Genomic DNA, 23,478 nt, shown 5'->3' with positions numbered 1-23,478 from the left:
GTGTGGGGTGGTGCGGCGGTCGGACGAGCGTGGTCATCGTGACACCGCCCAGGCGGTGTCCACGACCATCGTGTCAGTGGCGTGTGACACAGTCGAGGCAGTGGGGGTCGAGCGGGCACCGCTTGATGAAGACGCAGGAGTCGATGCATCCCGTGGCGCAGTGCCGGGCGCATGCGCCGGGGTCGAGGGTGTCGCGGCCGGGTTGAGCCCGGCGGTGACGGCGGCGACCTCGAGCAGGGCCATGGCGTGGAGGACGAAGGGGAAGGTGAGGAGAAGGACGAGACCGGCGGCGAACTGGAAGGTTGCCTCGGCAGCGAAGCCGAGATCGACGACGGGCGTCTGATTCCATCCGGCGACGATGAGGTCGATGAGGCCCGACCCGTCGTCGGGGAGGAAGCGGCCCCACACCACGTAGGTGAGGCCGCCGAACGCCCCGAAGAACCAGGACACCGCGACGCTGAAGGTGACGATGCGCACGGGCAGGGCGAAGAGCGATTCGAAGAGGAGGTCGAGCCATCTCCTCCCGTCCCCGATGATGCTCAGCCACCCGGACAGTCCGCGCCCACGAAGACGGTGAGGCACTGCGGCGAGCGGGGCACCCCACCGCCTGACACGAGCGCGGGAGAGATCAGCGAAGCTCGAGGCGACGACGAGGACGACGGGAAGGAGGAGGACGCCGACCCAGATGACCGCTGTGCCGAGGGCCAGGGCGAAGAGAGGGATGAGGATGATGACGGCCGCGACCGAGACGGCCAGGCCCGGAGCGACGAGTCGCGCGTCGCCGCCGAGGGTGCGGAACAGGCGCGACCACCCTGAACCGTGGTTGCGGGGTGGCGCTGCCGGTGCGTTCGGTGGTCGGTCGGCGGATGTGGGTGCGGCATCAGTGTGCGGTGGCTGCGCGGCGAAGGTGTTCATCAGGCTGCTCCTGTGTGCTCTCGGATCGACGAGGGGCTCGCCGACGAGAGGCACTTTAGGGAGGCGGTCTGCGGTCGCACATCATACTCAGGGGTGAACCTGGCATCCGCTGAGGTGGACCTCGCGGTCGACATTGTCAGGCGATGTCCGTGTGCGTGACGTCGGATGCCTGCAGTCGGGTAGCGTGAGACCATGCCGGACTCTCAGCCCACCCCCATCCGCGTCGCGATCGTCGACGACCAGGCGATGGTCCGTCAGGGGTTCGGAGCGCTCCTCGACGCACAGCCCGATGTCAGCGTCGTCGGCAGCGCCGAGGACGGCGCGCAGGTCGTCGACCTCGTGCGGCGCACCGCTCCCGACGTCATCCTCATGGACATCCGCATGCCCCAGCTCAACGGGCTCGACGCCACCCGGGCGGTGTTCGCGATGCCCGGTGATCACCCGAAGGTCATCATGCTCACGACGTCGACGCCGATGAGTACGTCTTCGCCGCCCTGCGCGCCGGGGCCAGCGGGTTCCTCCTCAAGGATGCGACCGCCGATGATCTCGTCGCCGCGGTCCGCGTCGTCGCGGCCGGTGAGTCGCTGCTCGCTCCGTCGGTGACGCGCCGCCTCATCGCCGAATACGTCAGCGGCCCGACGGTGGCGAAGGACACCGCGGTCCTCGGTCAGCTCACCGAACGCGAGATCGACGTCATGACCTTGGTCGCGAAGGGCAGGACGAACGCCGAGGTGGCCGCCGACCTCTTCCTCGCCGAGCAGACGGTGAAGACCCATGTGTCACGGATCCTGGCGAAACTCGGACTGCGGGACCGGACGCAGATCGTCGTCGCCGCCTATGAGTCCGGTCTCGTCGTCGCAGGAGGGTAGCGCGCCCCGGCACCCTACCGCGCGAACCGGTTGCCGAGCTCCTTGACGATCGTCTCAGCCGGCCCCGGTGCCGCCGCCCGGTAGCCGGTGCCGGCCCACAGGTGGAGATTGTCGGGGTCGCCGGCCTGCTTCGCCGCGGCGCGCAGTCCTTTCGTCAGATGGTGCAGCGCCGGATAGGCATCGAGGGCGACCGGATCGAACTCGCGGACGAAGTCGTTGACGAGGGCCCGCGCCGGTCGACCGGTGAACGCCCTTGTCAGGCGGGTCTCCGAATAGACGGCCGGATCCTGAAGGGCGGCCCGATGCGGTGCTGACGTGCCCGCTTCATCGGCGAGGAGCAGGAGCGTCCCGACGACGACCGCGCTCGCCCCGGCATCGAGGAGAGCGGCCACGGCGTCCTCACCGTCGACTCCGCCACCGGCGGCGAGGGGGAGGTCCACCTCGCCGCGAATCTCCCGGACGAGATCGACAGTGGGACGGTCCTCGATCTCACGGGTCGGATCGGCGGTGCCCGTGTGGCCGCCGGCGCTCGGTCCCTGGACGATGAGAGCGTCGACGCCGCGAGCGGCTGCCTCGCGGGCTTCGTCGACCGATGTCACCGTGGCGGCGACCTGGGTGCCGACTCCGTGGAGGCGGTCGACCACCTCGGCGGTGGGGAGGTTGAAGGTCATCGACACGAGGGGCACGGGGTGCGCGATCAGCCAGTCGATCTTCGACGGGTAGTGGTCGTCGTCGCTGACCGGGTCGCGATCGAGGTCGACTCCCAGGTCGGCGGCCCGCGGTTCGAGGGCGGTGACGAAACCGTCGAAGGATTCGCGGTCGAGCTCGACGGCATTGGGAGCGAAGAGGTTGACTCCGAACGTCTCCGTCTCCTCCCGCGCGCGCTCGACGAGCGGGGCCATCGCCTCGGCGGTGAGGTAGCCGGCGGCGACGAAGGGGAACCCGCCCGCGCGGGCGACGGCGGCGACGAGCTCTGGGGTCGTGGTCCCACCGGCCATGGGGGCGCCGATGATCGGCAGGGCGGTGGTCGCGAAGGCGATGGTCATATCCGGCACTCCTGACGTCGGGTCTGGTGCCATTCTCGCACTCGGGACCGTGGCGCGAGACGCTGTCCGTCAGCGCCGCCTCCCTCGCAGGTATGACACCGGATCGCCAGCTCGCACCTGTGAGGTGATGCGGACTCCCGGACCCGTTCCCTAACGTCGCTCCCGCCAGGCACCCGCCGCCGAAGAAGGAGTCACGATGTCCCTCAGCACAACCGCGCCCATCACAGAGGATCGACCATTCACCCGCGATCGGGTTCTCGATCTCGTGCGGCTCGGCTGCCTCATCGTCGTGGTCGTCCTCCACACGATGATGAGCGGAGTCGAGCTCGGCACCGACGGTGCGATCGTCCCGACGGTGGCGCTGTCGGGCACGACCGGGTTCGCGCTCGCCTCATGGGCGTTTCAGATCATGCCCCTCTTCTTCGTCATCGGCGGTTTCGCGGCTCTCCAGCAGTGGCGGCGCACCGCCGCGAGGGGAGGAACCTGGTCCGGTTACCTGCGGGTGCGCGTCCGCAGGCTCGTCGCCCCGGTCTTCGTGCTCGTCCTCGGTGCCGGCTCCGGGCTCGCGCTGGCCTCCGAATCCGGCGCGCCAGGCGACCTCCTCGCCGAGGCGAGCCTGCGCATCGGCCAGCCCCTGTGGTTCCTCGCCGTCTACGTGGGGCTCACCGCGCTCGTGCCGGTCATGGCGCGGTTCCATGAGCGCGCGCCGAGGCGGACCCTCGTCGGGCTCGCCGGTGCCGTCGCGATGGTCGACGTCCTCGCCGGTGTGACAGGGCTGACCGGGCTGGGATATCTCAATCTTCTCTTCGTCTGGCCGCTCATCCAGCAGTTGGGGTTCGTCTACGACGACCTGCGCCGGCGCACGGTGGCACCGACCGGGCTCGTCGCGATCGCAGCGATGGCGCTCGGCGCTCTCGTCCTGCTCGTCTCCGGCGGCGCCTACAGCCCGAACATGCTCGTCAACCTCAACCCGCCCACAGGAGCCCTCGTCCTCCTCGGCGTCGTGCAGCTGTGTCTGCTGCGGCTGGTCCACGACCGTTTCGCCGCCGCCCTCGAGCGCGTCCCGGCCTGGGATCGGGTGATCGCGTGGGGCAACGCCAACGGCATGCACGTCTACCTTTGGCACATGAGCGTCATCATCGTTCTCATCGGCCTCCTCGGTGCGGTCGCCGGAGCACTCACCGGGACAGGCACCGGCGCCGGGGCATGGATGGGCAGTGCGGTGCTGCCGACGTCGAATCCCCGTGGTGGTGGCTGACACGGGTGCCGTGGGTGCTCATCGTCGGCGGACTGTCCGCGGGGCTCGCGGCAGGGATTGCGAAGATCTCGTTGCCCTCACCGGCACGGTTGGAACGACTCGGGCGAGGGCTCGAATCGGCCCTGGGACTGAGACTCTCCGAGCGCGTCCGGGCAATGTCCGCGATCGGGTGCGCCATTGCGGGAATCGGCATCGCCCTGCTCGTCGGACTCGCGCCGTTCGTCTGGACGCTCCTCTCGGCAGGACTGCTCTCCGCCGGGCTCGTTCTCGCGGCGGGCCTTGGCCGACCGGCCGCGGACGTCGCTCCGGACCCGGATCGCACTCCGGCCGCAGACGTCAGTCTTCGACGAGCCTCGCGAGCGCCTCGGTGACGGTGCCCCAGCCCTCGAAGAAGCCGAGCTCCTCATGGGCGGCCCGCTGCTGCGGATCGGCATGGCGGACGATCGCGCGGTAGTCGGTGCCGGCCTCCCCGTCGCCGAGGATGATCTCCGTGGTCATCGCGACGGGAGCGGGCAGCGCCGGATGCCACGTGCTGTCGACGGCATTGGTGAAGACGAGTCGGTCGTTCTCCTCGATGCGGAGGAAGACGGCGTCGACGTGCGGGACGAACGTCTGGCCGTCCTCGCTCATCCGGGTGACGAACGCGCCGCCGGGACGCAGGTCGAGGGCGTCGACGCGCAGGACGAGCGGCTTGGGGATCCACCACTGGACGAGTTGGGCGGGATTCGTCCATGCCTCCCAGATCGCCTCCCGGGGCGCGCGGATGACGCGTTCGATGAGGAGATCCCGGTCGGGATCGATGGCGCGATCGGGTTCGCGGGCGGAGTCGGAGCTGAGGGCCATGGGGTCTCCTGATGAGTGGTCGGGCGTATGCCAAACATCGCATGCCCGGCGGCGGAAGGGAAGTGCCTGGGGTGCGTCCCCGACGCCCCGGATGACGAAACATGACACCCCGTGACGGTCCGATGACGCTCGGTGACTCCACGGGACGCGCGGCTCCGTCGCAGCCGCGATCCGACCCCAGACTGGTGGGACTTCGGCATCGACGTCGAGGGTCTCATGAGAAGGAAGGAAACGCCGTGAGCGCATCAGACCGCAGCTCGACCGGCCGCAGCGGAGTCTCGACCCGCTCGGTGCACGCTGGCGCCGCCCCGGAATCGCACACCGGTTCCGTCGTCGCCCCGATCTTCCAGACCTCGACCTTCCAGATGGACGTCCCGGGTGAGACTCGGGCCGGCTTCGACTACGCCCGCACGGGCACCCCGAACCGCAGCGATCTCGAGGAGGTGCTCTGCGATCTCGAGGGCGCGTCCTATGCGGCGGCCGTCAATTCCGGCACCTCCGCCGAGGTGGCGGTGTTCTCCGCGCTGCTCGGACCCGGCGATGAGATCATCATCCCCCGCGACGTCTACGGCGGGACGTATCGTCTGCTCGTCAACGAGTACGCGCGCTGGGGTGTCGTCATCCGCACCGTCGACCTCACCGACTCGCAGGCGCTGGCGGCGGCGATCACCGACCGCACGGCGATCGTGTGGGCGGAGACCCCGAGCAACCCCGGCCTCGACGTCATCGACATCGCCGAGACCGCGCGGATCGCCCATTCCGCGAACGCGCTGCTCGCCGTCGATTCGACGTTCGCGACCCCGTACCTCCAGCGTCCGATCGAGTTCGGCGCCGACCTCGTCATCCACTCGACGACGAAATTCATCAACGGCCATTCCGATGTCATCGGCGGGGCCGTGCTCGCCGGCGATGGGCAGACCTGTCCTCGCGCCGCCGAGGTGATCGACCGTCTGACCAGTCACTTCGCGTCCGTGGGGTTGGGCATCTCCCCGTTCGACGCGTGGCTGACCAGGCGCGGCATCAAGACGCTGCCGGTGCGCATGGCCGCCCACTGCGCGAATGCGCAGGCCGTGGCCGAATGGCTCGAGGCAAGACCGGAGATCGCCGAGGTCTACTACCCGGGTCTGCCCTCACATCCCGGGCACGAGATCGCGAAGCGGCAGATGAGCGGGTTCGGGGGAGTCGTCTCGTTCTCCACCGACACCGAGGAGCGAGCGCTGGCCCTGGTGCGGAGCACGAAGCTCATCACCCTCGCGGAATCGCTCGGCGGCGTCGAATCCCTCATCGACCATCCCGCGACGATGACGCACCTCGCCGTCGCCGACTGCGAGCTGAGCATCTCCGGCCGCTTCATCCGCCTCTCCGTCGGCATCGAAGACATCGCGGACATCCTCGCCGATCTCGACGCGGCGCTCGCGGCGACGAACTCTGTGGTCGGTGCAGCCGAGACTGAGGCGGACGAGGCGGTCGACGAGACAGTCCCGGAGGCAGCGAGTGGGATCGAGTCGGCCCCCGAGTCCAAGTCGGCGCCCGACGCGCAGGCGGGAGTCGCCTCGGTGACGGTCCTCGAGAACGTCTGAGGCTCCCGGCACTCGACACGATGACCGCCAGCTGAGACAGCGAGCGACGAGATTGCGCAGTCCTCGGCAGTCCCGCCGTCCGGTGCAGCTGCGGGCGGAACCGAACACGTGCTGGACGAAACGCACCTCCTCACCAGCGCGTCCGCTGCTCGCAGTCGCAGGGCTCCGGCAGTCCGGGGCGCGCTCTCGTCGGTGCTGTGCGGTCTTCGCGGGGCGGCCCGAGGACCGACGACACCCTTGACGCTGTCGTCGCGGCCCCATTAGATTGATCCCCGGCCAAAGGTCTGAAAGTGATCCAATGAATCGATGGGGATGAACATGGGCACGACGATCAAGCACCTCGGAGTCAGAGACAGCCACCGCAGGACGGTCCGACCGAAGCGGGGTGCGGCCGCAGGCGTCCTTCTCGCTGCGCTCCTCCTCGGCGCCTCGGCATGTGCCGCCGGCGATGCAGGGAGCGCGCCGGAGGAGTCCGGCGACGGCAGCTGCGCGCAGCTGGGGGTCGCCGACGGGTGGTACGGGGACAATGCGCAGCGGCTCCAGGAGATGATCGACGCGAACGCCACGTGCGACGGAGCCACCCCGGAGGGAGGGGTGCGGCCGATGGCGGTGTTCGACTGGGACAACACCGTGGTCAAGAACGACATCGGCGATGCGACGACGTTCTGGATGCTGCGCAACAGCAAGGTGCTCCAGCCTGCGGGCCGGGACTGGGCGACGATGAGCGACTACCTCACGGACGAGGCGACAGGCAGGCTCAACGAGGTCTGCGGTGACCTCGCCGACCCGGGCGCCCCGCTGCCGACCGGCGAGAAGGCCGGCGAGGACTGCGCCGCGGAGATCCTCTCGGTGTACTCCGAGGGAGAGACGACGGACAAGGCCGCTGCCTATGAGGGGTTCGACGCCCGCCGGATCGAACCGGCCTACGCCTTCGCCGCGCAGCTGCTCGAAGGCCTGACGCCGCAGCAGGTGACCGAGTACGTCACCGCGGCGAAGAAGGAGAACCTCGATGCCGCCGAGGGCACGATGAACGAGGTCGGCGGCACCGAGGTGACCGGATGGGTGCGCATCTACCCGCAGATCAAGGACCTCATCACCACCCTGCAGGACGCCGGTTTCGACGTGCGCATCGTCTCGGCGTCATCGCAGCCGGCCGTGAGGATCTGGGCCTCCGAGGTCGGGGTCGACGCCGATCAGGTCACCGGGGTGCAGACCCTCGAGGAGGGCGGCAAGCTCACGAGCACGCTCGCCTCGTGCGGCGGTGATGCGGCCGCGATGCCCTACATCGAGGGCAAGCGCTGCTTCATCAACGAGCAGCTGTTGGGCATCCCCTCAGCCCAGGCATTCGAGCCCGCCCCCGAGGCGCAGCGTCAGGTCTTCGCCGCCGGAGACTCGGACACCGACGTCACCTTCGTCGGCGACGCCACCGGCCTGCGTCTGGCGATCAACCGCAACAAGACGGAGCTGATGTGCAACGCGTACGCCAACGTCGACGGCAAATGGATCGTCAATCCGATGTTCATCGCTCCCGAGCCGCAGCAGAAGGACGTCTACCCGTGCTCGACGTCGGGGCGCATCGAAACCGACGGCACTCAGGGCCCGCTGAAAGACGCCGACGGCAACGTCATACCGGATCAGAAGGACTCGGTGTACTGACGGCGCTCGGTCGATATCCCTGCGGTGATCCGGGCCCTGCGCAGTGTTCTCGGTGACCTCAGCACACCGCGCGCCTCGGTGACGGTCCTCGAGAACGTCTGAGTCTCCCGTCGCGCCCCGGCTGGCGAACTTCGGGTCGTTCTGGTCAGGATCACCGTGGCGGGTTGAGGTTTCCAGCGCACGATTGGATGCCTTCAGGATGCGCCCGCAAGAAACATGTCTCCCAGTGCCTCTGCCGGAGTCGCGGACGCAGAGTGTCGATTTCGGACTCGATGATCGACACTCTGCGTCCGGAGAACGGCGGCGCGGGGCACCGGAAGCGTCGGTTCGGCGCGTAGGTGTCGGTTCAGCGCGTATTTGTCGCTCCACTGCGTCAGTGCGCGGGGCGGCCGGGCGTGCTGGGCTGGCCGCGACCGAGTTCAGGTCGTTCTGGACAGATTTTCGCGCCGGGATTCTGTCCAGAACGTCCTGGGGATTCCTCTGGTGACGGGAGAATAAGAGCCGTGCGGGTCGGAGGAGATGCTCGGGTCCGCGGCCGACGGTGAGGTCGAGCCCGGGGGAAAACCCGAGGTGCGGTGGGTGGTCAACGTGCTGTTGCCCGACATCGGCGACGCGTAGCGTATTCGGTATGAGTGAGAAGACCCCCGAGCATCCGCAGGACTCGGAGCCGACCGGCCCCGACCGCGCTGAGGACCAGCGCACCCGCGGCGACGGCGCCTCGGCGCATGACGCACAGGTGCACACACCTGCCAGCGGCCCGCCGCCGGCACCGACTGCACCTCCGGCGGAGGCGCAGACCGCAGCGCCGTTGGCCACCGAGGCCGGACAGTTCCGCACCACCCCGCTCGACCTCGACGTTCCCTTCGCGGCGCCGACCGCGCAATACGGGTGGACGGACGGTCACACTCAGGAATACCCGCACACTCGTGCCTACCCGCAGGGACAGGTTCTCGGTGGCGCAGCCGGACCGATTCCGGAGCCGACGGCCCAGTACCCGCAGACGCAGGTCTACGGCACCCCCGCGCAGACGTACCACGAGCCGATGGCCTCCGGGAGCCCGCTCCACGCCGTCGGCCCCCAGCCCCCGCACCATCCGCAGGGCCAAAACGTCGCAGACCCCGCAGCCACAGCCGCGCGAACCCCGCCAGGCCGTGCGCTACCCGCACCATGCGCAGCCGCTGCCGGGAGGACAGCCGCCGATGCAGTCCCAACAGCCGATGCAGCCCCAGAGGCCGCCTCGGCGGAAGCGGACCCGCACCGCGCCGCTCGAGTACGTGCCGGTCACCGGTTCGATGCCGCTGACCCGCACCGACGTCACGGAGATCCCCGCAGACGGACCCGTCGAATGGCCCAAGCGCCCCGTCGGGGTCGTCGGAGTCGCCAACGTCATCCTGTCAGCGGTCATGGCGATCATCTGGGCCTGGATCCCGCTCGGCCTCCTCTTCACCGGCATCGGCGGCATCTTCGCCCTCGGCCTCGGTGTGCTCGCCCTCGTCGTATGGGTCCTCGTCCAACAGGTCGCCAACGTCTTCGAACGCTACCGCGCCGAACTCGTCTACGGGGACCGCATCCCCGTGCCGAAGATCCCCCGCAGCGACCGCGACTCCGGGTTCACGCGCTTCCTCCACAACCGCTGGCTGCTCGTCTCCTCCGGATCCTTCTGGCGCTCGACCGCCCACCACTACGTCAAGATGCTGCTCGGACTCGTCGTCATCGGCGGCACCTTCGCCGGCATCTCCGCCTCGATCACCGCGGTCTTCGCCGCGATCAACCCCGACGGAGTCGAGACCTTCTTCCTCGGCGGTCCCACCGGCGGCCTCGGCCGCATCGGTCTGACGATCGGGGCGCTCATCGTCCTCGCCTCCTCGCTCGCGATCCTCTGGTTCACCCCCTACCTCGACCGGGCGCTCGACCGCAGTCTGCTGCCGCCGGCCCGCACCGCCGCCCTCCAGGCGGAGGTCACCGAACTCGACCGGGCGCGCATGGCCGGGATCGATGCCGCCTCGGCCGAACGCCTCCGCATCGAACGCGACCTCCACGACGGCGCGCAGCCCCGCCTCGTCGCCCTGACGATGACCCTGGGCCTGGCGAAGTCGAAGATCGACTCCGACCCCGAACGCGCCAAGGAGCTCATCTCCGAAGCCCACGCCGAGGCGAAGGGCATCGTCGGCGAACTCCGCCAGCTCGCCCGCGGCATCCACCCCGCCGTGCTCACCGACCGCGGTCTCGACGCCGCCGTCTCCGCGCTCGCCGGCCGCTCGCCGATCCCCGTCGACGTCGACGTCCGGCTGGGCGGGCGGATCGAACGCGAAGCCGAGGCCGTCGCCTACTTCGTCGTCGCCGAATGCCTGACGAACATCGCCAAGCACTCGGGAGCCACCTCGGCGAAGGTCCTCATCACCCCCACCGAGGCGGGAGTCCAGATCGTCGTCACCGACAACGGTCACGGCGGGGCCCGAGTCGACCGCTCGGGTCGGCACACGGGCATCGCCGGTCTCGTCGACCGGGTCGAGGCCGCCCGTGGGACACTGAACCTGACCAGCCCCGCAGGTGGGCCGACTACCATCGTTGTGGAGGTGCCATGCGCATCGTGATCGCCGAAGACTCAGCCATCCTCAGGGCCGGACTCGAACGACTCCTCGTCGACGCCGGACACGACGTCATCGCGGCCGTCGCCGATGCGAACGAACTCCTCGCCGCCGTCAACACGACGCCGCCCGACCTCGCTGTCATCGACGTGCGCATGCCTCCGACGTTCACCGATGAGGGCATCCGCGCCGCGGTGCTCATCCGCAAGCAGAACCCCGACGTCAAGGTCCTCGTCTTCAGCCAGTACGTCGAAGAGCAGTACGCCTCCGAGCTCATCGCCGAGAACACCGGCGGGTTCGGCTACCTGCTCAAGGACCGGGTCGCCGATGTCGAGGACTTCCTCGGCGCCGTCGACGAGGTCGCCTCCGGCGGCACCGTCCTCGATCCGGAGGTCGTCTCCCAGATCCTCGTGCGCACCCGCAAGACCGACGGGCTCTCGACCCTGAGCCCCCGCGAACTCGAAGTCCTCCAGCTCATGGCCGAGGGCAAGTCCAACGCCGCGATCGCCGGCACCCTCTTCCTCAGCGCCGGCGCCGTCGAGAAGCACATCAGCTCGATCTTCACCAAGTTCGGCCTCACCGCGGACACCTCGGACAACCGTCGCGTCCTCGCCGTCCTCACATTCCTCGGAGCCTAGAATGCCAGCCACCGTCCTCGTCAGCCCCTCGGCCCGCACAGGTCTGCGCGCCGTCCTCATCATCGCGGCCGTCATCGCCCTCCTCATCCCCGTCGTCGCGAGCGTCGCCTACGGGGCATCCCGGCTCAACTACACGAAGGTCGAGTCGAGCGAGGACCTGCCCGTCGGGACCACCGATGTCCGCTTCGACCTCGACACCGGGGCCGCCGTCGTCGTGCGCACCGAGGACGTGGCAGCGCCGACGGTCGCACTGACCGGCACCGGCCCCCGCGACAACGTCCCCCAGCTGCAGGTCGATGAGATCAACGGCAAGTCCGTCATCTCGATCGACGACAAGCCGACGTTCGAGAACGCCCGCCTCGTGCTCACCGTGCCGACCGCGACGTCCCCGGAGACGAACCTCGACTTCGCCGGCGGCCTCGGCACCGTCGCTGTCACCGGTGAGTTCAACGAAGTCACGGCGAACACCGACGCCGGATCGATCGAGCTCAACGGCACCTTCGACCGCGTGCAGACGTCGACCGAGTGGGGTCAGACGGAGTTCAAGGGCACGTACGGCACGATCGAGGCGAAGTCCGAGGTCGGCACCGTCGACGGCTCCGACCTGCGGGTCCGCGACCGCCTCGACGCCACGACGACGACCGGCGCGATCGACGTTGAGCTCGCCGCCGAGACGGTGCCGACCGCCGGCATCAGCCTCAATGCGGAAGAGGGCAAGATCGACCTGCAGCTGCCCCGCCTCGACCTCGTCAAGGAGAACATGACCGCCGAGGCTGCGAACGGCGGCGAGGGATCCGGCGGCGAGGAGGTCAAGGACCTCTTCTACCGGATCAATGCGAAGTCGAACAACGGCAGCGTCGACATCGCGAAGGACCTCGAGAAGTACGAGGCCGCGAAGAACTCGCCGGATGCCGAGGGCAAGGCGATCATCCCGGTCACGGTGTCCGCGGACACCGGAGCGATCTCGATCGAGCAGAACTAGACAGCCGGAACCGGGCAACCGGAACCGGGCTGTCGGAACTGGGCTGAGGAAGCCCGAGGCCGGGAGCGCCTCGGGCGGAAGGACGGGCACATGCAGGTCACGGTCTACGGAGCCACCGGCACATTCGGGTCGCGGCTCGTCTCACGCCTGCGGGCTCAGGGGCACTCGGTGATCGCGGCCCATCGCGGGATCGGCGTCGACACGTACACCGGTGAGGGCGTCACCGAGGCGGCCGTCGGCAGCGACGTCCTCGTCGATGCCGTCAACCTCATGACGAACAACCGGCACCGAGCCCTCGACTTCTTCTCCCGCAGCGCCCGCTCGATCGCGTTGGCCGCCGCCGAGAACCCCGGCGCGGCGATGGTGTGCCTGTCGATCGCGTTCCGCCCCGAGATCGCCGAGTCGAAGCTCTTCGCCTACTACCAGGGCAAGGACCTGCAGGAACGCGTGTACCGCCGGCTCGTGCCCGCCGACCAGCTCCTCATGTTCCGCTCCGCCCAGTGGTACGAGCTCGCGGAGACGACCTCGGTGAGCGTCGGTCGCGTCATCTTCACCCCGAAGATGCGGGTGCGGGCGCTGGCCGCCGACGAAGCCGCCCGGCTGATGGCCGAGGCGATCGAGGCCGGAGAGCGCGGCACGGTCGAGGTCGCCGGCCCCGAGATCAGCGATCTCGCCGCGATCGCCGCGAAGATCGCCCGCGCCGACGCCTCCGGTCGCCGCCCGCGGCGGGTCGTCCCCGTTCCCGTGCCCGGGGCGAGCTCCGGTGACGGACTCATCCCGCCCGCACCGAGGCTGTCGGCCGTGACCGTCGACGAGTGGCTGACGATGCGGTGAACTCGTCCGGCCCGCCGAGGCGATCCCGGGCCTGACCCGGCCCGCACGGCGTCGTCGGCGCCGACCGTGTGCCCCGCGACGGCTGAGTCAGCGCTCGCCGGGCACCCGCTGCGTGAGCCCGAGGAGGCGCGCGCCGTTGTCCCAGAGCACCGCGCGCATCCACTCGTCGCCGAGGTCGAGCCCGGCCAGCCCTGAGACCTGATCCGCGTACGGATACGGGATGTTCGGGAAGTCCGAGCCGAGGACGACCTTGTCCTGCAGGGAGATCAGGCGCTCCCGGAAGGAGGGGGTCACCTCGGCGGGAGAGGAGAAGAACCCGGAGACGTACATCGTCGTGTCGAGGTGGACGCCGCTGTAGGCCTCGGCGAGATCCGCGAACGCCTCGTATTCGGGCATGCCCATGTGGGCGATGACGAAGTTGAGCGCGGGGAAGCGCTCGAGCACCCGCGCGATCGCCTCGGGGCCGGTGAAGGCTCCCGGCAGCGGTTCGGACCCGGCGTGGATGACGATGGGCACCTGCGCCTCGGACAGCGCCGCCCACGCGGGATCGAGGACTCGATCATCGGGGGCGAACCCGCCGACCTGGACGTGGACCTTGAACAGCCGCGCCCCGGATGCGAGCGCGGCGGGGACGTAGTCGGCGGATTCGGGCTCGGCGAAGAGAGTCGCACAGTGGATGACGTCGTGGTGGGCGGCGGCGAAGTCGCGGTTCCAGTCGTTGAGCCACGCGGCCATGCCCGGCCGGTGCGGGTAGGTGAGCGCGGGAATCGCGTGGAGGCCGAGGTCGCGGAGGATCCGCAGGCGGGTGTCCGAGTCGAAGCGGTAGTGGATCGGCCACGGCCGGCCGTAGTTCGCCTCGGCGTCGTCGAAGTACGACCACACCTTGTCGAGGACGTTCTGCGGGAGGAAGTGCACATGGATGTCGGCGAGCCCGGGCAGCCCGAGCGCCTCGACGTAGGTCGGGATCTCCGCGTCGCTGCGGGGTGGTGCGATCATGCCCCCACCCTACTGTGCGGTACCGACACGGCGCGGGACCGACACTGTGCGGTACTGACACGATGCGAGGACGACACTGTGCGGTACCGACACTGGGCGGGACCGATGCGATGCGGGGGGCGGCCGAATCCCATCCCCAGGATGCGCGCAGTGAGCGACCCTAGACTGCGGCTATGGAGTTCACCGACCCGTTCGAGATCACGGTCCCCGGCACGGCCGCGCGCCTCGGCGAACCTCCGTTCTGGACGCCCGGTCAGGCTGTGACCTGGACGTACCGGCGCTTCGATTACGACCTCGACCATGTCGAGGTGCGCCGCCCGATGCGCGTCATCGACGACGGCCCGAACGGTGCGATTCTGTGGATGCCCGGCGGCACCGAGGTCGTCGACACCGGTCTCGTCGGCTGGGAGGGCATGAGCGCCCACGACGTCCCGTTCGACGTCCGCTTCCGCCCCCGCGGACAGGCCCCCGAACGCATCATGATCCCCGCCCGCTGGCAGGGTCACGGCGTGCTCAAGCTCGCGCCGCCGAACGTTCCCTTCTCCGTGTGGATGCTCGTCAAACCCGCCGAGGCGACCGCCGCGATGCCATCGGCCCCGAATCCGCCGCGCGTCGAGTGGTACGTCAACCTCGAGACGACGCATCGCCGCACCGCCGAGGCGGTCTATACGTGCGATCTCATCCTCGACATCACGTTCCCCGTCGCGAGCGAACCGCTCCACCTGCCCGACGGCAGCCTCAACCCGCGGGGCGCGGTGTTCAAGGACGTCCACGAGATCGCCGCGGCGGGCGCCTACGGGTACTGGCCGCCGCAGTGGTCGGACATCGTCCGGGCCAACGGCGCACTCGTCCTCGACCGTCTCGAGGAGTTCCGGTGGGCCTTCGACCCGCGGTGGGCCGATCTCGCGCTCGACCTCGCCGGATTCGGACCGACCGAGCACCCGGCGACGCTTCGGCTCGGGCCGGCGCCGACCGCCTCGGCGGTGGACCCGGCTGAACAGGCGGGGGAGTCAGCTGCCTCAACTGGGGAGTCGACCGCCTCGGCGAGCACAATTTCTCCTGGTCAGCGGGAACATCAGCGGATACCGAGCGGTTGTTACAGGAGACCGAACAGCCGATGAGAGGACTGAACTGACATGGCGACGAACCACCGCATCCGCCTCAACTCGCGCCCCGTGGGCGCCCCGACGGCCGAGAACTTCCTCCACGACGAGGTGCCGGTCGAGTCCCCCGGCGAGGGCCAGGTGCTGCTGCGGACCCTCTATCTCTCGCTCGACCCGTACATGCGCGGACGGATGTCGGATGCGAAGTCGTACGCGAAGCCCGTCGAGCTCGGCGAGGTGATGGTCGGGGCGACGGTCTCCGAGGTCGTCGAGTCGCAGTCGCCGGACTTCGAACCCGGTGACATCGTCCTCGGCTACGGTGGATGGCAGGAGTACTCGATCGAACCGGCGTCGCAGTTGCGCCGGATCGACCCTGAGATCGCGCCGATCAGCACCGCCCTCGGGGTGCTCGGCATGCCCGGGTTCACCGCCTATGCGGGTCTGCTCGAGATCGGCATGCCGAAACCCGGCGAGACCGTGGCCGTGGCCGCCGCGACCGGACCCGTCGGGTCGGTCGTCGGGCAGATCGCGAAGATCGTCGGGGCCACCTCGGTGGGCATCGCCGGCGGACCCGCGAAGGTCAACCACCTCAAGGAGCTCGGCTTCGACATCGTCCTCGACCACCGTTCCCCGAACTTCAAGGAGGAGCTCGCCGAGGCGGTGCCCCAGGGCATCGACGTCTACTTCGAGAACGTCGGCGGCAAGGTCCTCGAAGCGGTCGTGCCACTGCTCAACCCGTTCGCGCGTGTGCCCGTGTGCGGTCTCGTCTCCTCGTACAACCTCACCGAGCTCCCGCCGGGCCCCGACCGCACGGGTCTGCTCATGGGAGCGATCCTCCGGAAGTCGCTGACGTTCCGCGGATTCATCCAGTCGGAGTTCGTCGACCGCCTCGGCGAGCAGTTCCTCCACGACATGAGCACGTGGATCCAGGAGGGCAGGATCCGCTACCGCGAGGACATCCGGTCCGGCCTCGACCGCGCACCCGAGTACTTCAACGAACTCCTCACCGGCGGCAACTTCGGCAAGATGGTCGTCGCGGTGGGGGAGCGGGAGTAAGGGTTCGTCGTCGGAGGCCCAGGCTCGGGCGAACACCTCACCGGAACTGCGCGAACACCTCGGCGGGATCGAGGCCGAAGCTCAGCGCCAAGGTCAGCGCGATCCGGGCCTTCCTCGCATCGAGGACGCCCGCCGGCAGGAGACCGGCCTCGAGCAGACCGATCTCCCCGCCGACGTAGCCGTACGTGCGGGTGAGGCTCGCCCCCGCCCCCGGTCGGGAGGCGAGGACGACGGGCATCTGCGCGCCGAGGCGGGTGACCGCGGGCACGAGATGCTCGGCCACGTGACCACCGCCGACCCCGGCGATGACCGCGCCGGCGAACCCCGCCTCGGCGAGGTGGGCAAAAGTCTCCGCGGGCTCACCCATCCCCACCTCGACGAGCGCGACCGGGGCGATCGCCTCGGGGCGCTCCCGCCGGGCGAACGGCGAGGTGAGCACGGCTGGGGCATGGGGGACGCGGACGACGTCCTCACTGATCCACCCGATCGCGCCGAGCACCGGACCGGACGAGAACGCCGCCGTTGACGACACATGCGCCTTGCGGACATGCCGGGGATCGTGGATCTCGTCGTTGAACACGAGCGTCACCGGCAGGTGCCGCGCCTGCGGGGACAGCGCCGTCAGCGCCGCGGACCGGACATTCGCGGGACCATCGGCACCGGGCAGGGTCGGATTGCGCATCGCCCCGGTGACGGCGATCGGCACCCCTGAGTCATTGAGCAGCGACAGCGCGAAGGCACTCTCCTCGAGGGTGTCCGTGCCCTGCGTGAGGACGATGCCGTGCGCCTCGGTCTCCCGGGCGAGGTGCGCAACGTCGAGGAGCATCTCCAGGGTGACGTTCGCGCTCGAGACCTGCGCGACCTGCGTGAAATCCGTGCGCAGATCCGGCCAGATCTCATCGAGACCCGGGGCCGCGGCGATCTCCGCACCGCTGAGTGCGGGGGCCACTCCGCCGCTGCCGTCAGCGGTCGAGGCGATGGTGCCGCCGAGCGCGGCGACGAGCAGATGAGGAGACTCAGGCATGCCCCCGAGTCTAACGAGGCACGCGCCCCGAGGTGGATCGCGCTCGATGTCGAGGCGAAACTCGAGCGCGATCCACCTCGGGGAAGCGCTGGGGAGGGCGACCGCGACCCTGCCCCGATTTCCCCGCCTCGGCGCCGCGCGGGACAATGGAGGCCATGTCCGCTCTGTCCTCCGCGCTCGCGTTCCGTCGCCTCATCGACGACAACGCGACCCTGCGCATGCTGCGGGCCGACAACCTCGCGATCATGGCCGCGACCTTAGGCGGACTCCTCGGCAGCCCGGGCAGCCGTCTGTCCACCGACGACGTCCACGAGGCGATCGACGCCGACCTCGAGGAGCTGCGCGATCACTTCGACCTCGGCACCCGCACGGCGAAGGCCTACTGCGACGACTGGCGCCGGGCCGACATCATCATCCGCCGCCCCGCGACCGGTGCCCGCGGTGAGACCTACGAACTCTCCGCGGCCGGGTTCGACGCGATCCGCATCCTCGAACAGCTGCGCACCCCGCCCCGCACGGCCACCGAATCCCGCCTCGTCGCCCTCGCCCAGGCCGTCCGACAGCTCGCCATCGACACCGATCCCGACACCTCACGGCGCCTGCGCTCCCTCGAAGCCCAACGCGACCGCATCGACGCCGAGATCGCCCGCGTCCGCCGCGGCGACGCGATGTCGACCACGCTCGACCGCAGACGCGCAGGTGAGAGGGTCAGCGACATCCTCGGCCAAGCCCAGGGCCTGCCCGCCGACTTCGCCCGCGTCCGCGCCCGCTTCGAAGAGCTCAACCACGACCTGCGCACGAGCATCCTCAGCTCCGAGGACGCCCAGACCCACGTCCTCGACGACATCTTCCGCGGCGTCGACCTCATCGAATCCTCCGACGAGGGCCGCACCTTCACCGCGTTCTCCGGGCTCGTCCGCGACCCCGAACAGTCCTCGGCCTTCGACGACGACGTCTCGGCGATCCTCGACCGCGACTTCGCCCGCGCCCTGCCGCTGGCCACCCGACGCACCCTGCGCGGACTCATGCGCGATATGAAGGACGGCAGCCGCGAAGTTCACAGCGCACTGTCCGACTTCGCCCGCGGCCTGCGCCGCTACGTCCACTCCCACGAGTTCCAGCGCGACCGCGTCATGCGCACCCTCCTCCAGGACGCCCTCGCCGAGGCGGTGCCCGCCGCCCAGCAGCGCAAACCCTATGCGGACTCCGGGGTCGCCCTCGACCTCTCGACCGTGCCGATCGCCTCGCTCGGCGAGGTCACGCTGCACGACCCCGACGAATTCGACGCCGGCGTCGCCCTGAGCGCCGCCGGCGAATCGACCGTCGACCTCGGCGAGCTCATCCGCGTCGCCCGCGAATCCGAGATCGACTTCACCGAACTCACCGACAACGTCAACACCGCCCTGGCCGGTGCCACCGACATCACCGTCGCCGAGGTGCTCGACCGCTTCCCCGCCAGCCAGGGTCTGGCGAGCGTCGTCGGGCTGCTCTCGCTCGCCACCACCCACGGCACCGTCGACCCCACCACCGCCGACGTCCTCACCTGGACCGGCACCGACGGTGTGCCCCGCCGCGCGGCCACCCACCGCTGCCTCTTCACGAAGGAGATCCCCGTTTGAGCCAGGACGATCTGCGTCAGGACGATCTGCCTCGTGCCGATCTCGACCCCGACGAGCAGCCGCTCGATGACCGGTCCGCCGGCACCGGTCTGTGGTCCGGTGACACCGGTGTCCTCCACGAACGCACCCGCCGCGTCCTCCTCGAACTCCTCAAAGGCCCCTACGTCTCCGGCGCCCAGAACCCCGGCCTGTGGGCCGCCCTCATCGCCGACGAGACGAGCGTGCGCTCACGCCTCCACGAACTCTTCCTCGACCTCGTCATCGACCCCGTCGACGAATTCGCGTTCACCCGCAAGGTCGTCACCGAGGAGATCGACGTCCCCAGCGCGGTCCGCAGCGAACGGCTCACCTTCATCGACACCGCGATGCTCCTCGTCCTCCGCCAACTCCTCCTCGCCGCCCCCGGCGAACGCCGCGTCATCGTCGGCAAGGACGAGGTCTACGACTCCCTGATGATCTACCGCACCGGCGACGAGTCGACGTTCCTCCGCAACCTCAACGGCGCCTGGGCGCGGATGTCGAACCGTTTGCGCGTCCTCCACAAGGTCGGTGACGAGCGCTTCGAGATCTCCCCGATGGTCCGCTTCCTCATCGACGAGGACCGCGTCCGCGAACTCACCGCCACGTACCGGCGCATCGCCGCCGGAGACGACGGTGACAATGCCGAGGTCGACGATCTTGTCGGTGACACGGGAACCGGGGACAACCTCGGCGAGGATGGGCCCGACTCCGACAGCGACGTGCCGGATCCCGACCGCACACCCACCGATACCACCACCGAGGAGGATGCGGAATGAACGAGACCGACCTCCTCTCGATCCTGCCCGAGGACGCCCGCGGCTCCGTCTTCGACGGCGTCCCCGAACCCGACGCCGAGGTCACCGCCGCGCTGTCGGGGCAGTGGCGGCTCAGCCGGATCCAGCTCGCGAACTGGGGCACCTTCGACGGGGAGATCCACACGATCCCCGTCTCCCGGCAGGGCCAGCTCATCACCGGACCCTCCGGTTCGGGGAAGTCGTCGCTGCTCGATGCGATCGCCTCGGTGCTCACACCCGACAAATGGCTGCGCTTCAACGTCGCCGCCCAGACCGCGGGCGCCCGGACCGAGCAGCGGAGCATCATCAGCTACGTCCGCGGGGCGTGGACGCGGATGACCGACGCCGAGGAGGACCGCGTCGTCAGCCGCTATCTGCGCCCGCATGCGACGTGGAGCGGCATCGTCCTGCGCTTCGAGAACGAGATCGACCCGCCGGTGACGCTCGCCCGCCTGTTCTTCGTCAAGGGCAGCGGGACGAAGAACTCCGACGTCTCCGACCTCTGCCTCCTCGACCGCTCCGGCATCGACCTGGCTGACCTGCAGGAATACGCGCTCGGCGGGATCCAGACCCGGGCGCTCAAGGCCGCCCACCCCGATGCCGTCATCACCTCGAACGGCGCCCACGGCCGGTTCTACGCCCGGATGCGCTCACTCTTCGACATCGAACACGAATCCGCGCTCCAGCTCCTCCACAAGACGCAGTCGGCCAAGCACCTCGACAGCCTCGACCAGCTCTTCCGCGAGCACATGCTCGAACCCCCGGCGACCTTCGCCCTCGCCGACACCGCCGTCGACGAGTTCGGCGACCTCAAGGACGCCCACGAACACGTCGTCCAGCTCCGCCACCAGCGCGATCACCTCCTCGACCTGCGGGACGCGGCGACGAGGTACGACACCGCGCACGCCGCCGTCGCCGAGGTGCGCGAACTCGCCGCGAGCGTCATCCCCTTCCAGAAGCGACGGGAGCTCGACCTCCTCGACGCCGAGCGCTCGACCCTCGACGAGCGCATCGCCACCCTCGACGCCGAGGCCGACGACGCCGACCGCACCCTGCGCGCCGCCGCCGACGACCTCAAGCGCGCCGAACGCGCCGCCCTCGAACTCGGCGGGTCGGAGACCGCGTTCCTCCACGAGAAGATCCGCGCCGGGGAGGAGACCCGCCGGACCGCGAAGAACCGCTGGGCGTCCCTGCGCACGCAGCTGAGCGAGGCGGGCATCGACGACGCCCCGACGACCGCGGCCGAGTTCGCCGAACTCCAGGCTGAGATCGCACGCATCCTCGACGGATCAGAGGCCCCGGCGGGCCCGAGCCACGCCGACCACGACCGGTTCTCGAAGGCCCGCGCCCGCGTCGCCGCCGCCGAAGCCGCGATCACCGCCCTGCGCCGCAGCGGCACCACCGTGCCCGGACATCTCCTCGAGGTGCGCACGATGCTCGCCGAGGCGGTCGGCCTGCCCGAATCCGCCCTGCCCTTCGGTGCCGAGCTCATCGAGGTCAGACCCGAACACGCCGCGTGGACGGGGGCGATCGAACGCGTGCTCCGACCGCTCGCGCTCACGCTCCTCGTCCGCTCCGACCACCTCGGAACGGTCCGGTCCTGGGTCGACTCCCACCGGATCACGACCCGCCTCGTGTTCGAGGTAGTGCCGCAGACCGCTGCCTCCCCGCGCCCCGCGAAGAGCGCGATCTCCCTGGTCAACCGGGTGCGAGTGGCAGAGACCGGGGTTGGCGAGTGGGTGAGCTGGGCACTGTCGGAGCGCTACGACTACGCATGCGTCGACCACCTGTCCGAAATGGACGACCACGTCAAGGCCGTGACGATCAACGGGCAGATCAAGACCTCCCGGACCCGGTACGAGAAGGACGACCGGCGCCGCATCGACGACCGCTCGCAGTGGGTGCTCGGGGACCGGGATGCGAAGCTCGAAGCCCTCATCGACGAACTCAAGGCCGCCGAGGCGGACCTGCAGGCCGTGCGCACGATCGTCGAGACCGCCGAGGCGGACGTCGCGAAGGCGAACGAACGCCGGGGCCTCCTCGCCGGAGTCCGCCGGCAGACGTGGCGCGACGTCGACGCCGACGGAGTGCAGAAGGAGATCGACACCCTCCAGGCGCGCCTCGACGAGCTCATGGCCGGCGATAGCGACCTCCAGGCCGCCAACCGCGCCCGCGACGAGGCGGAGACCGCCCTCGACGACGCGCGCGCCCGCGCCGACGACGTGAGCTTCCGGCTGCGCACTGCCCGCGCCACCCGCGACGGTCTCGCCGCTGCGGCCGAGGCCCTGCGGGAGGCGATCGCGGCCGGCGAGTACCCGGAGGTGTCAGCGGCCGTGAGCACGGCGCTCGAGGAGCGGTTCCGCGCGGTCAGGCGCAAGATCACCCGCGACATCCTCGGCGACGTCGGACAGGCCGTCATGACCCGGCTGCAGGACGAACGGGACGCCGCCGCGGACCGTGCGACCGGGGCCGGGCAGGACGTCACCCGGCTGGCCGCGCAGTTCCAAGCGGCCTGGCCGTCCGCCTCGGCGAACCTCACCTCCGACGTCGAGGACCGGCAGGGCTTCCTCGACATGCTCGCCGAGATCCAGGCCCACGGTCTGCCCGAACACGAAGGACGGTTCCTCGACCTGCTGCGGAAGCGCTCGCGGGATCTCATCGGCGAGCTGCGCGGGGAGATCCTCGGGGCGCCGCGGGAGATCCAGGACCGCGTCGACCCGGTCAACGCCTCGCTGCAGCGGTCGGAGTTCGACACGGACCGCTTCCTCCACCTGCGCGTCAAGACCCGGCGGAGCGAGACGGTCAAGGCGTTCATGCGCGATCTCGCGACGATCTCCGAGGGCAGCTGGGGCGATGAGGACCTCGAGACGGCGGAGATGAAGTACGAGCTGCTCGCCGACATCATGCGCCGGTTCGCCTCGAGCGAGCACATCGACCGCGTGTGGCGCACCCAGTGCCTCGACACGCGTCTGCACGTGACGTTCCTCGCCGAGGAGCTCGACCGCGACGGCACCCCGCAGGCGACGTACGATTCCGGGGCGGCGATGTCGGGTGGGCAGCAGCAGAAGCTCGTCGTCTTCTGCCTCGCCGCGGCCCTGCGCTACCAGCTCGCCGACCCCGACGAACCGGTCGCGAAGTACGGCACGATCATCCTCGACGAGGCCTTCGACAAGGCGGATTCGCGCTACACGCGGATGGCGCTCAACATCTTCGTCGAGTTCGGCTTCCACATGGTGCTCGCCACCCCGCAGAAGCTCCTCCAGACGATCGAGCCCTACGTCGGCGCCGCCGCGGCGATCGACAATCCCACCCGCGCGAAGTCCGTCGTCGCGAACATGGTGTGGGAGACCGATGGGGACGGTGCTGGTGGGAAAGCCGCTGGTGACGGGGCTGCCGGGACGGATGTTTCTGGTGGTGCTGATTCCGGCGCCGAGGCGGGGGCGGGCGCCCCTGTCCTCGTCGAGTCCGGTGCGACGGTGGGATCGGGTGGCAGCTCGGAGGCCGGCGAGTCTGCGGAGACTGTCGCGGCAGCGGAGGCCCTCTCGACGGCGGAGGCGATGACGACAGCCGAGGCCGTCCCGACCGGAGACGACGGGGACGGCAGTCGATAGGGGAGAGCCGCGCGCGGTGAGGTGCGGACAGCGCTCGGTAGGGTG

Annotated in this window: 17 protein-coding genes and 1 pseudogene; 13 read left to right on the top strand and 5 right to left on the bottom strand. The window is 69.7% G+C overall.

Going from position 1 to position 23,478, the window contains the following annotated elements; genetic code table 11:
* Positions 1–33: 33 nt before the first annotated feature.
* The gene (locus tag AC2W7K_RS03935; RefSeq protein ID WP_198499815.1) at positions 34–915 is read right to left on the bottom strand and encodes a sensor domain-containing protein; all 882 of its coding nucleotides are present in this window, start codon (positions 913–915) and stop codon (positions 34–36) included.
* A 192-nt stretch (positions 916–1,107) separates the two neighbouring features.
* On the opposite strand from AC2W7K_RS03935, the pseudogene AC2W7K_RS03930 reads away from it, so the two are divergent.
* Positions 1,108–1,784 (top strand): annotated as a pseudogene (locus tag AC2W7K_RS03930) (response regulator).
* Between the two features lie 14 nt (positions 1,785–1,798).
* On the opposite strand, the gene AC2W7K_RS03925 reads toward AC2W7K_RS03930, so the two are convergent.
* Complete coding sequence (locus AC2W7K_RS03925) at positions 1,799–2,830, bottom strand: NAD(P)H-dependent flavin oxidoreductase (protein WP_211978692.1); 1,032 nt, start codon at positions 2,828–2,830, stop codon at positions 1,799–1,801.
* Positions 2,831–3,026: 196 nt separating this feature from the next.
* On the opposite strand from AC2W7K_RS03925, the gene AC2W7K_RS03920 reads away from it, so the two are divergent.
* A complete protein-coding gene (locus tag AC2W7K_RS03920) occupies positions 3,027–4,088 on the top strand; it encodes an acyltransferase family protein (RefSeq protein WP_486005767.1) in 1,062 nt (353 codons plus the stop codon).
* Positions 4,089–4,424: 336 nt separating this feature from the next.
* Here AC2W7K_RS03920 and AC2W7K_RS03915 read toward each other — a convergent pair whose 3' ends face one another.
* Positions 4,425–4,931 (bottom strand): SRPBCC domain-containing protein, encoded by a 507-nt coding sequence (locus AC2W7K_RS03915; protein ID WP_198499811.1) that lies wholly within the window; start codon positions 4,929–4,931, stop codon positions 4,425–4,427.
* A 236-nt stretch (positions 4,932–5,167) separates the two neighbouring features.
* Here AC2W7K_RS03915 and AC2W7K_RS03910 point away from each other — a divergent pair, with 236 nt between their 5' ends.
* The 6 genes from AC2W7K_RS03910 to AC2W7K_RS03885 all read left to right on the top strand — a co-directional run bounded on the left by AC2W7K_RS03910 (position 5,168) and on the right by AC2W7K_RS03885 (position 13,209).
* Complete coding sequence (locus AC2W7K_RS03910) at positions 5,168–6,511, top strand: trans-sulfuration enzyme family protein (protein ID WP_232623731.1); 1,344 nt, start codon at positions 5,168–5,170, stop codon at positions 6,509–6,511.
* 306 nt (positions 6,512–6,817) lie between these two features.
* Positions 6,818–8,167 carry a haloacid dehalogenase-like hydrolase gene (locus AC2W7K_RS03905; RefSeq protein ID WP_198499810.1) on the top strand — a complete coding sequence of 450 codons (1,350 nt, stop codon included), beginning with the start codon at positions 6,818–6,820 and terminating at the stop codon, positions 8,165–8,167.
* 1,199 nt (positions 8,168–9,366) lie between these two features.
* Positions 9,367–10,761, top strand: coding sequence for a sensor histidine kinase (locus AC2W7K_RS03900; RefSeq protein ID WP_486005766.1), 1,395 nt, complete (start codon positions 9,367–9,369; stop codon positions 10,759–10,761).
* Positions 10,749–11,393, top strand: a complete 645-nt coding sequence (locus AC2W7K_RS03895) for a response regulator transcription factor (RefSeq protein WP_137824472.1) — start codon at positions 10,749–10,751, stop codon at positions 11,391–11,393. The genes AC2W7K_RS03900 and AC2W7K_RS03895 overlap by 13 nt, the downstream gene beginning before the upstream one ends.
* Position 11,394: 1 nt before the next feature.
* The gene (locus AC2W7K_RS03890; protein WP_198499808.1) at positions 11,395–12,375 is read left to right on the top strand and encodes a DUF4097 family beta strand repeat-containing protein; all 981 of its coding nucleotides are present in this window, start codon (positions 11,395–11,397) and stop codon (positions 12,373–12,375) included.
* A 90-nt stretch (positions 12,376–12,465) separates the two neighbouring features.
* The gene (locus tag AC2W7K_RS03885; protein ID WP_198499807.1) at positions 12,466–13,209 is read left to right on the top strand and encodes an SDR family oxidoreductase; all 744 of its coding nucleotides are present in this window, start codon (positions 12,466–12,468) and stop codon (positions 13,207–13,209) included.
* An 87-nt stretch (positions 13,210–13,296) separates the two neighbouring features.
* Here AC2W7K_RS03885 and AC2W7K_RS03880 read toward each other — a convergent pair whose 3' ends face one another.
* Positions 13,297–14,205: an amidohydrolase family protein gene (locus AC2W7K_RS03880; RefSeq protein ID WP_198499806.1), complete on the bottom strand. Its 909-nt coding sequence runs from the start codon at positions 14,203–14,205 to the stop codon at positions 13,297–13,299.
* Between the two features lie 173 nt (positions 14,206–14,378).
* Between AC2W7K_RS03880 and AC2W7K_RS03875 the strand changes: the two genes are divergently transcribed.
* The gene (locus tag AC2W7K_RS03875; RefSeq protein WP_486005765.1) at positions 14,379–15,326 is read left to right on the top strand and encodes a ribonuclease FAU-1 family protein; all 948 of its coding nucleotides are present in this window, start codon (positions 14,379–14,381) and stop codon (positions 15,324–15,326) included.
* Between the two features lie 15 nt (positions 15,327–15,341).
* Positions 15,342–16,364: an NADP-dependent oxidoreductase gene (locus AC2W7K_RS03870; RefSeq protein ID WP_198499804.1), complete on the top strand. Its 1,023-nt coding sequence runs from the start codon at positions 15,342–15,344 to the stop codon at positions 16,362–16,364.
* Between the two features lie 37 nt (positions 16,365–16,401).
* Here the strand turns inward: AC2W7K_RS03870 and AC2W7K_RS03865 are convergent, their stop codons facing one another.
* Positions 16,402–17,388: an asparaginase gene (locus tag AC2W7K_RS03865; RefSeq protein WP_486005764.1), complete on the bottom strand. Its 987-nt coding sequence runs from the start codon at positions 17,386–17,388 to the stop codon at positions 16,402–16,404.
* A gap of 155 nt (positions 17,389–17,543) precedes the next feature.
* Here AC2W7K_RS03865 and AC2W7K_RS03860 point away from each other — a divergent pair, with 155 nt between their 5' ends.
* From AC2W7K_RS03860 to AC2W7K_RS03850, 3 genes are read left to right on the top strand one after another with little or no spacing between them, the layout of a single operon-like run.
* Positions 17,544–19,007: a DUF3375 domain-containing protein gene (locus AC2W7K_RS03860; protein WP_198499802.1), complete on the top strand. Its 1,464-nt coding sequence runs from the start codon at positions 17,544–17,546 to the stop codon at positions 19,005–19,007.
* A complete protein-coding gene (locus AC2W7K_RS03855; protein WP_232623730.1) occupies positions 19,004–19,804 on the top strand; it encodes a DUF4194 domain-containing protein in 801 nt (266 codons plus the stop codon). Before AC2W7K_RS03860 ends, AC2W7K_RS03855 begins: the two co-directional genes overlap by 4 nt.
* A complete protein-coding gene (locus AC2W7K_RS03850; RefSeq protein WP_198499801.1) occupies positions 19,801–23,433 on the top strand; it encodes an ATP-binding protein in 3,633 nt (1,210 codons plus the stop codon). Before AC2W7K_RS03855 ends, AC2W7K_RS03850 begins: the two co-directional genes overlap by 4 nt.
* The last annotated feature ends 45 nt before the right edge of the window (positions 23,434–23,478 follow it).

Source organism: Brevibacterium sp. LAARM2_SD2 (genome assembly GCF_057364785.1).
The sequence above is the reverse complement of the archived record's forward strand: the minus strand, read 5'-3'. Positions and strand labels throughout refer to the sequence as shown.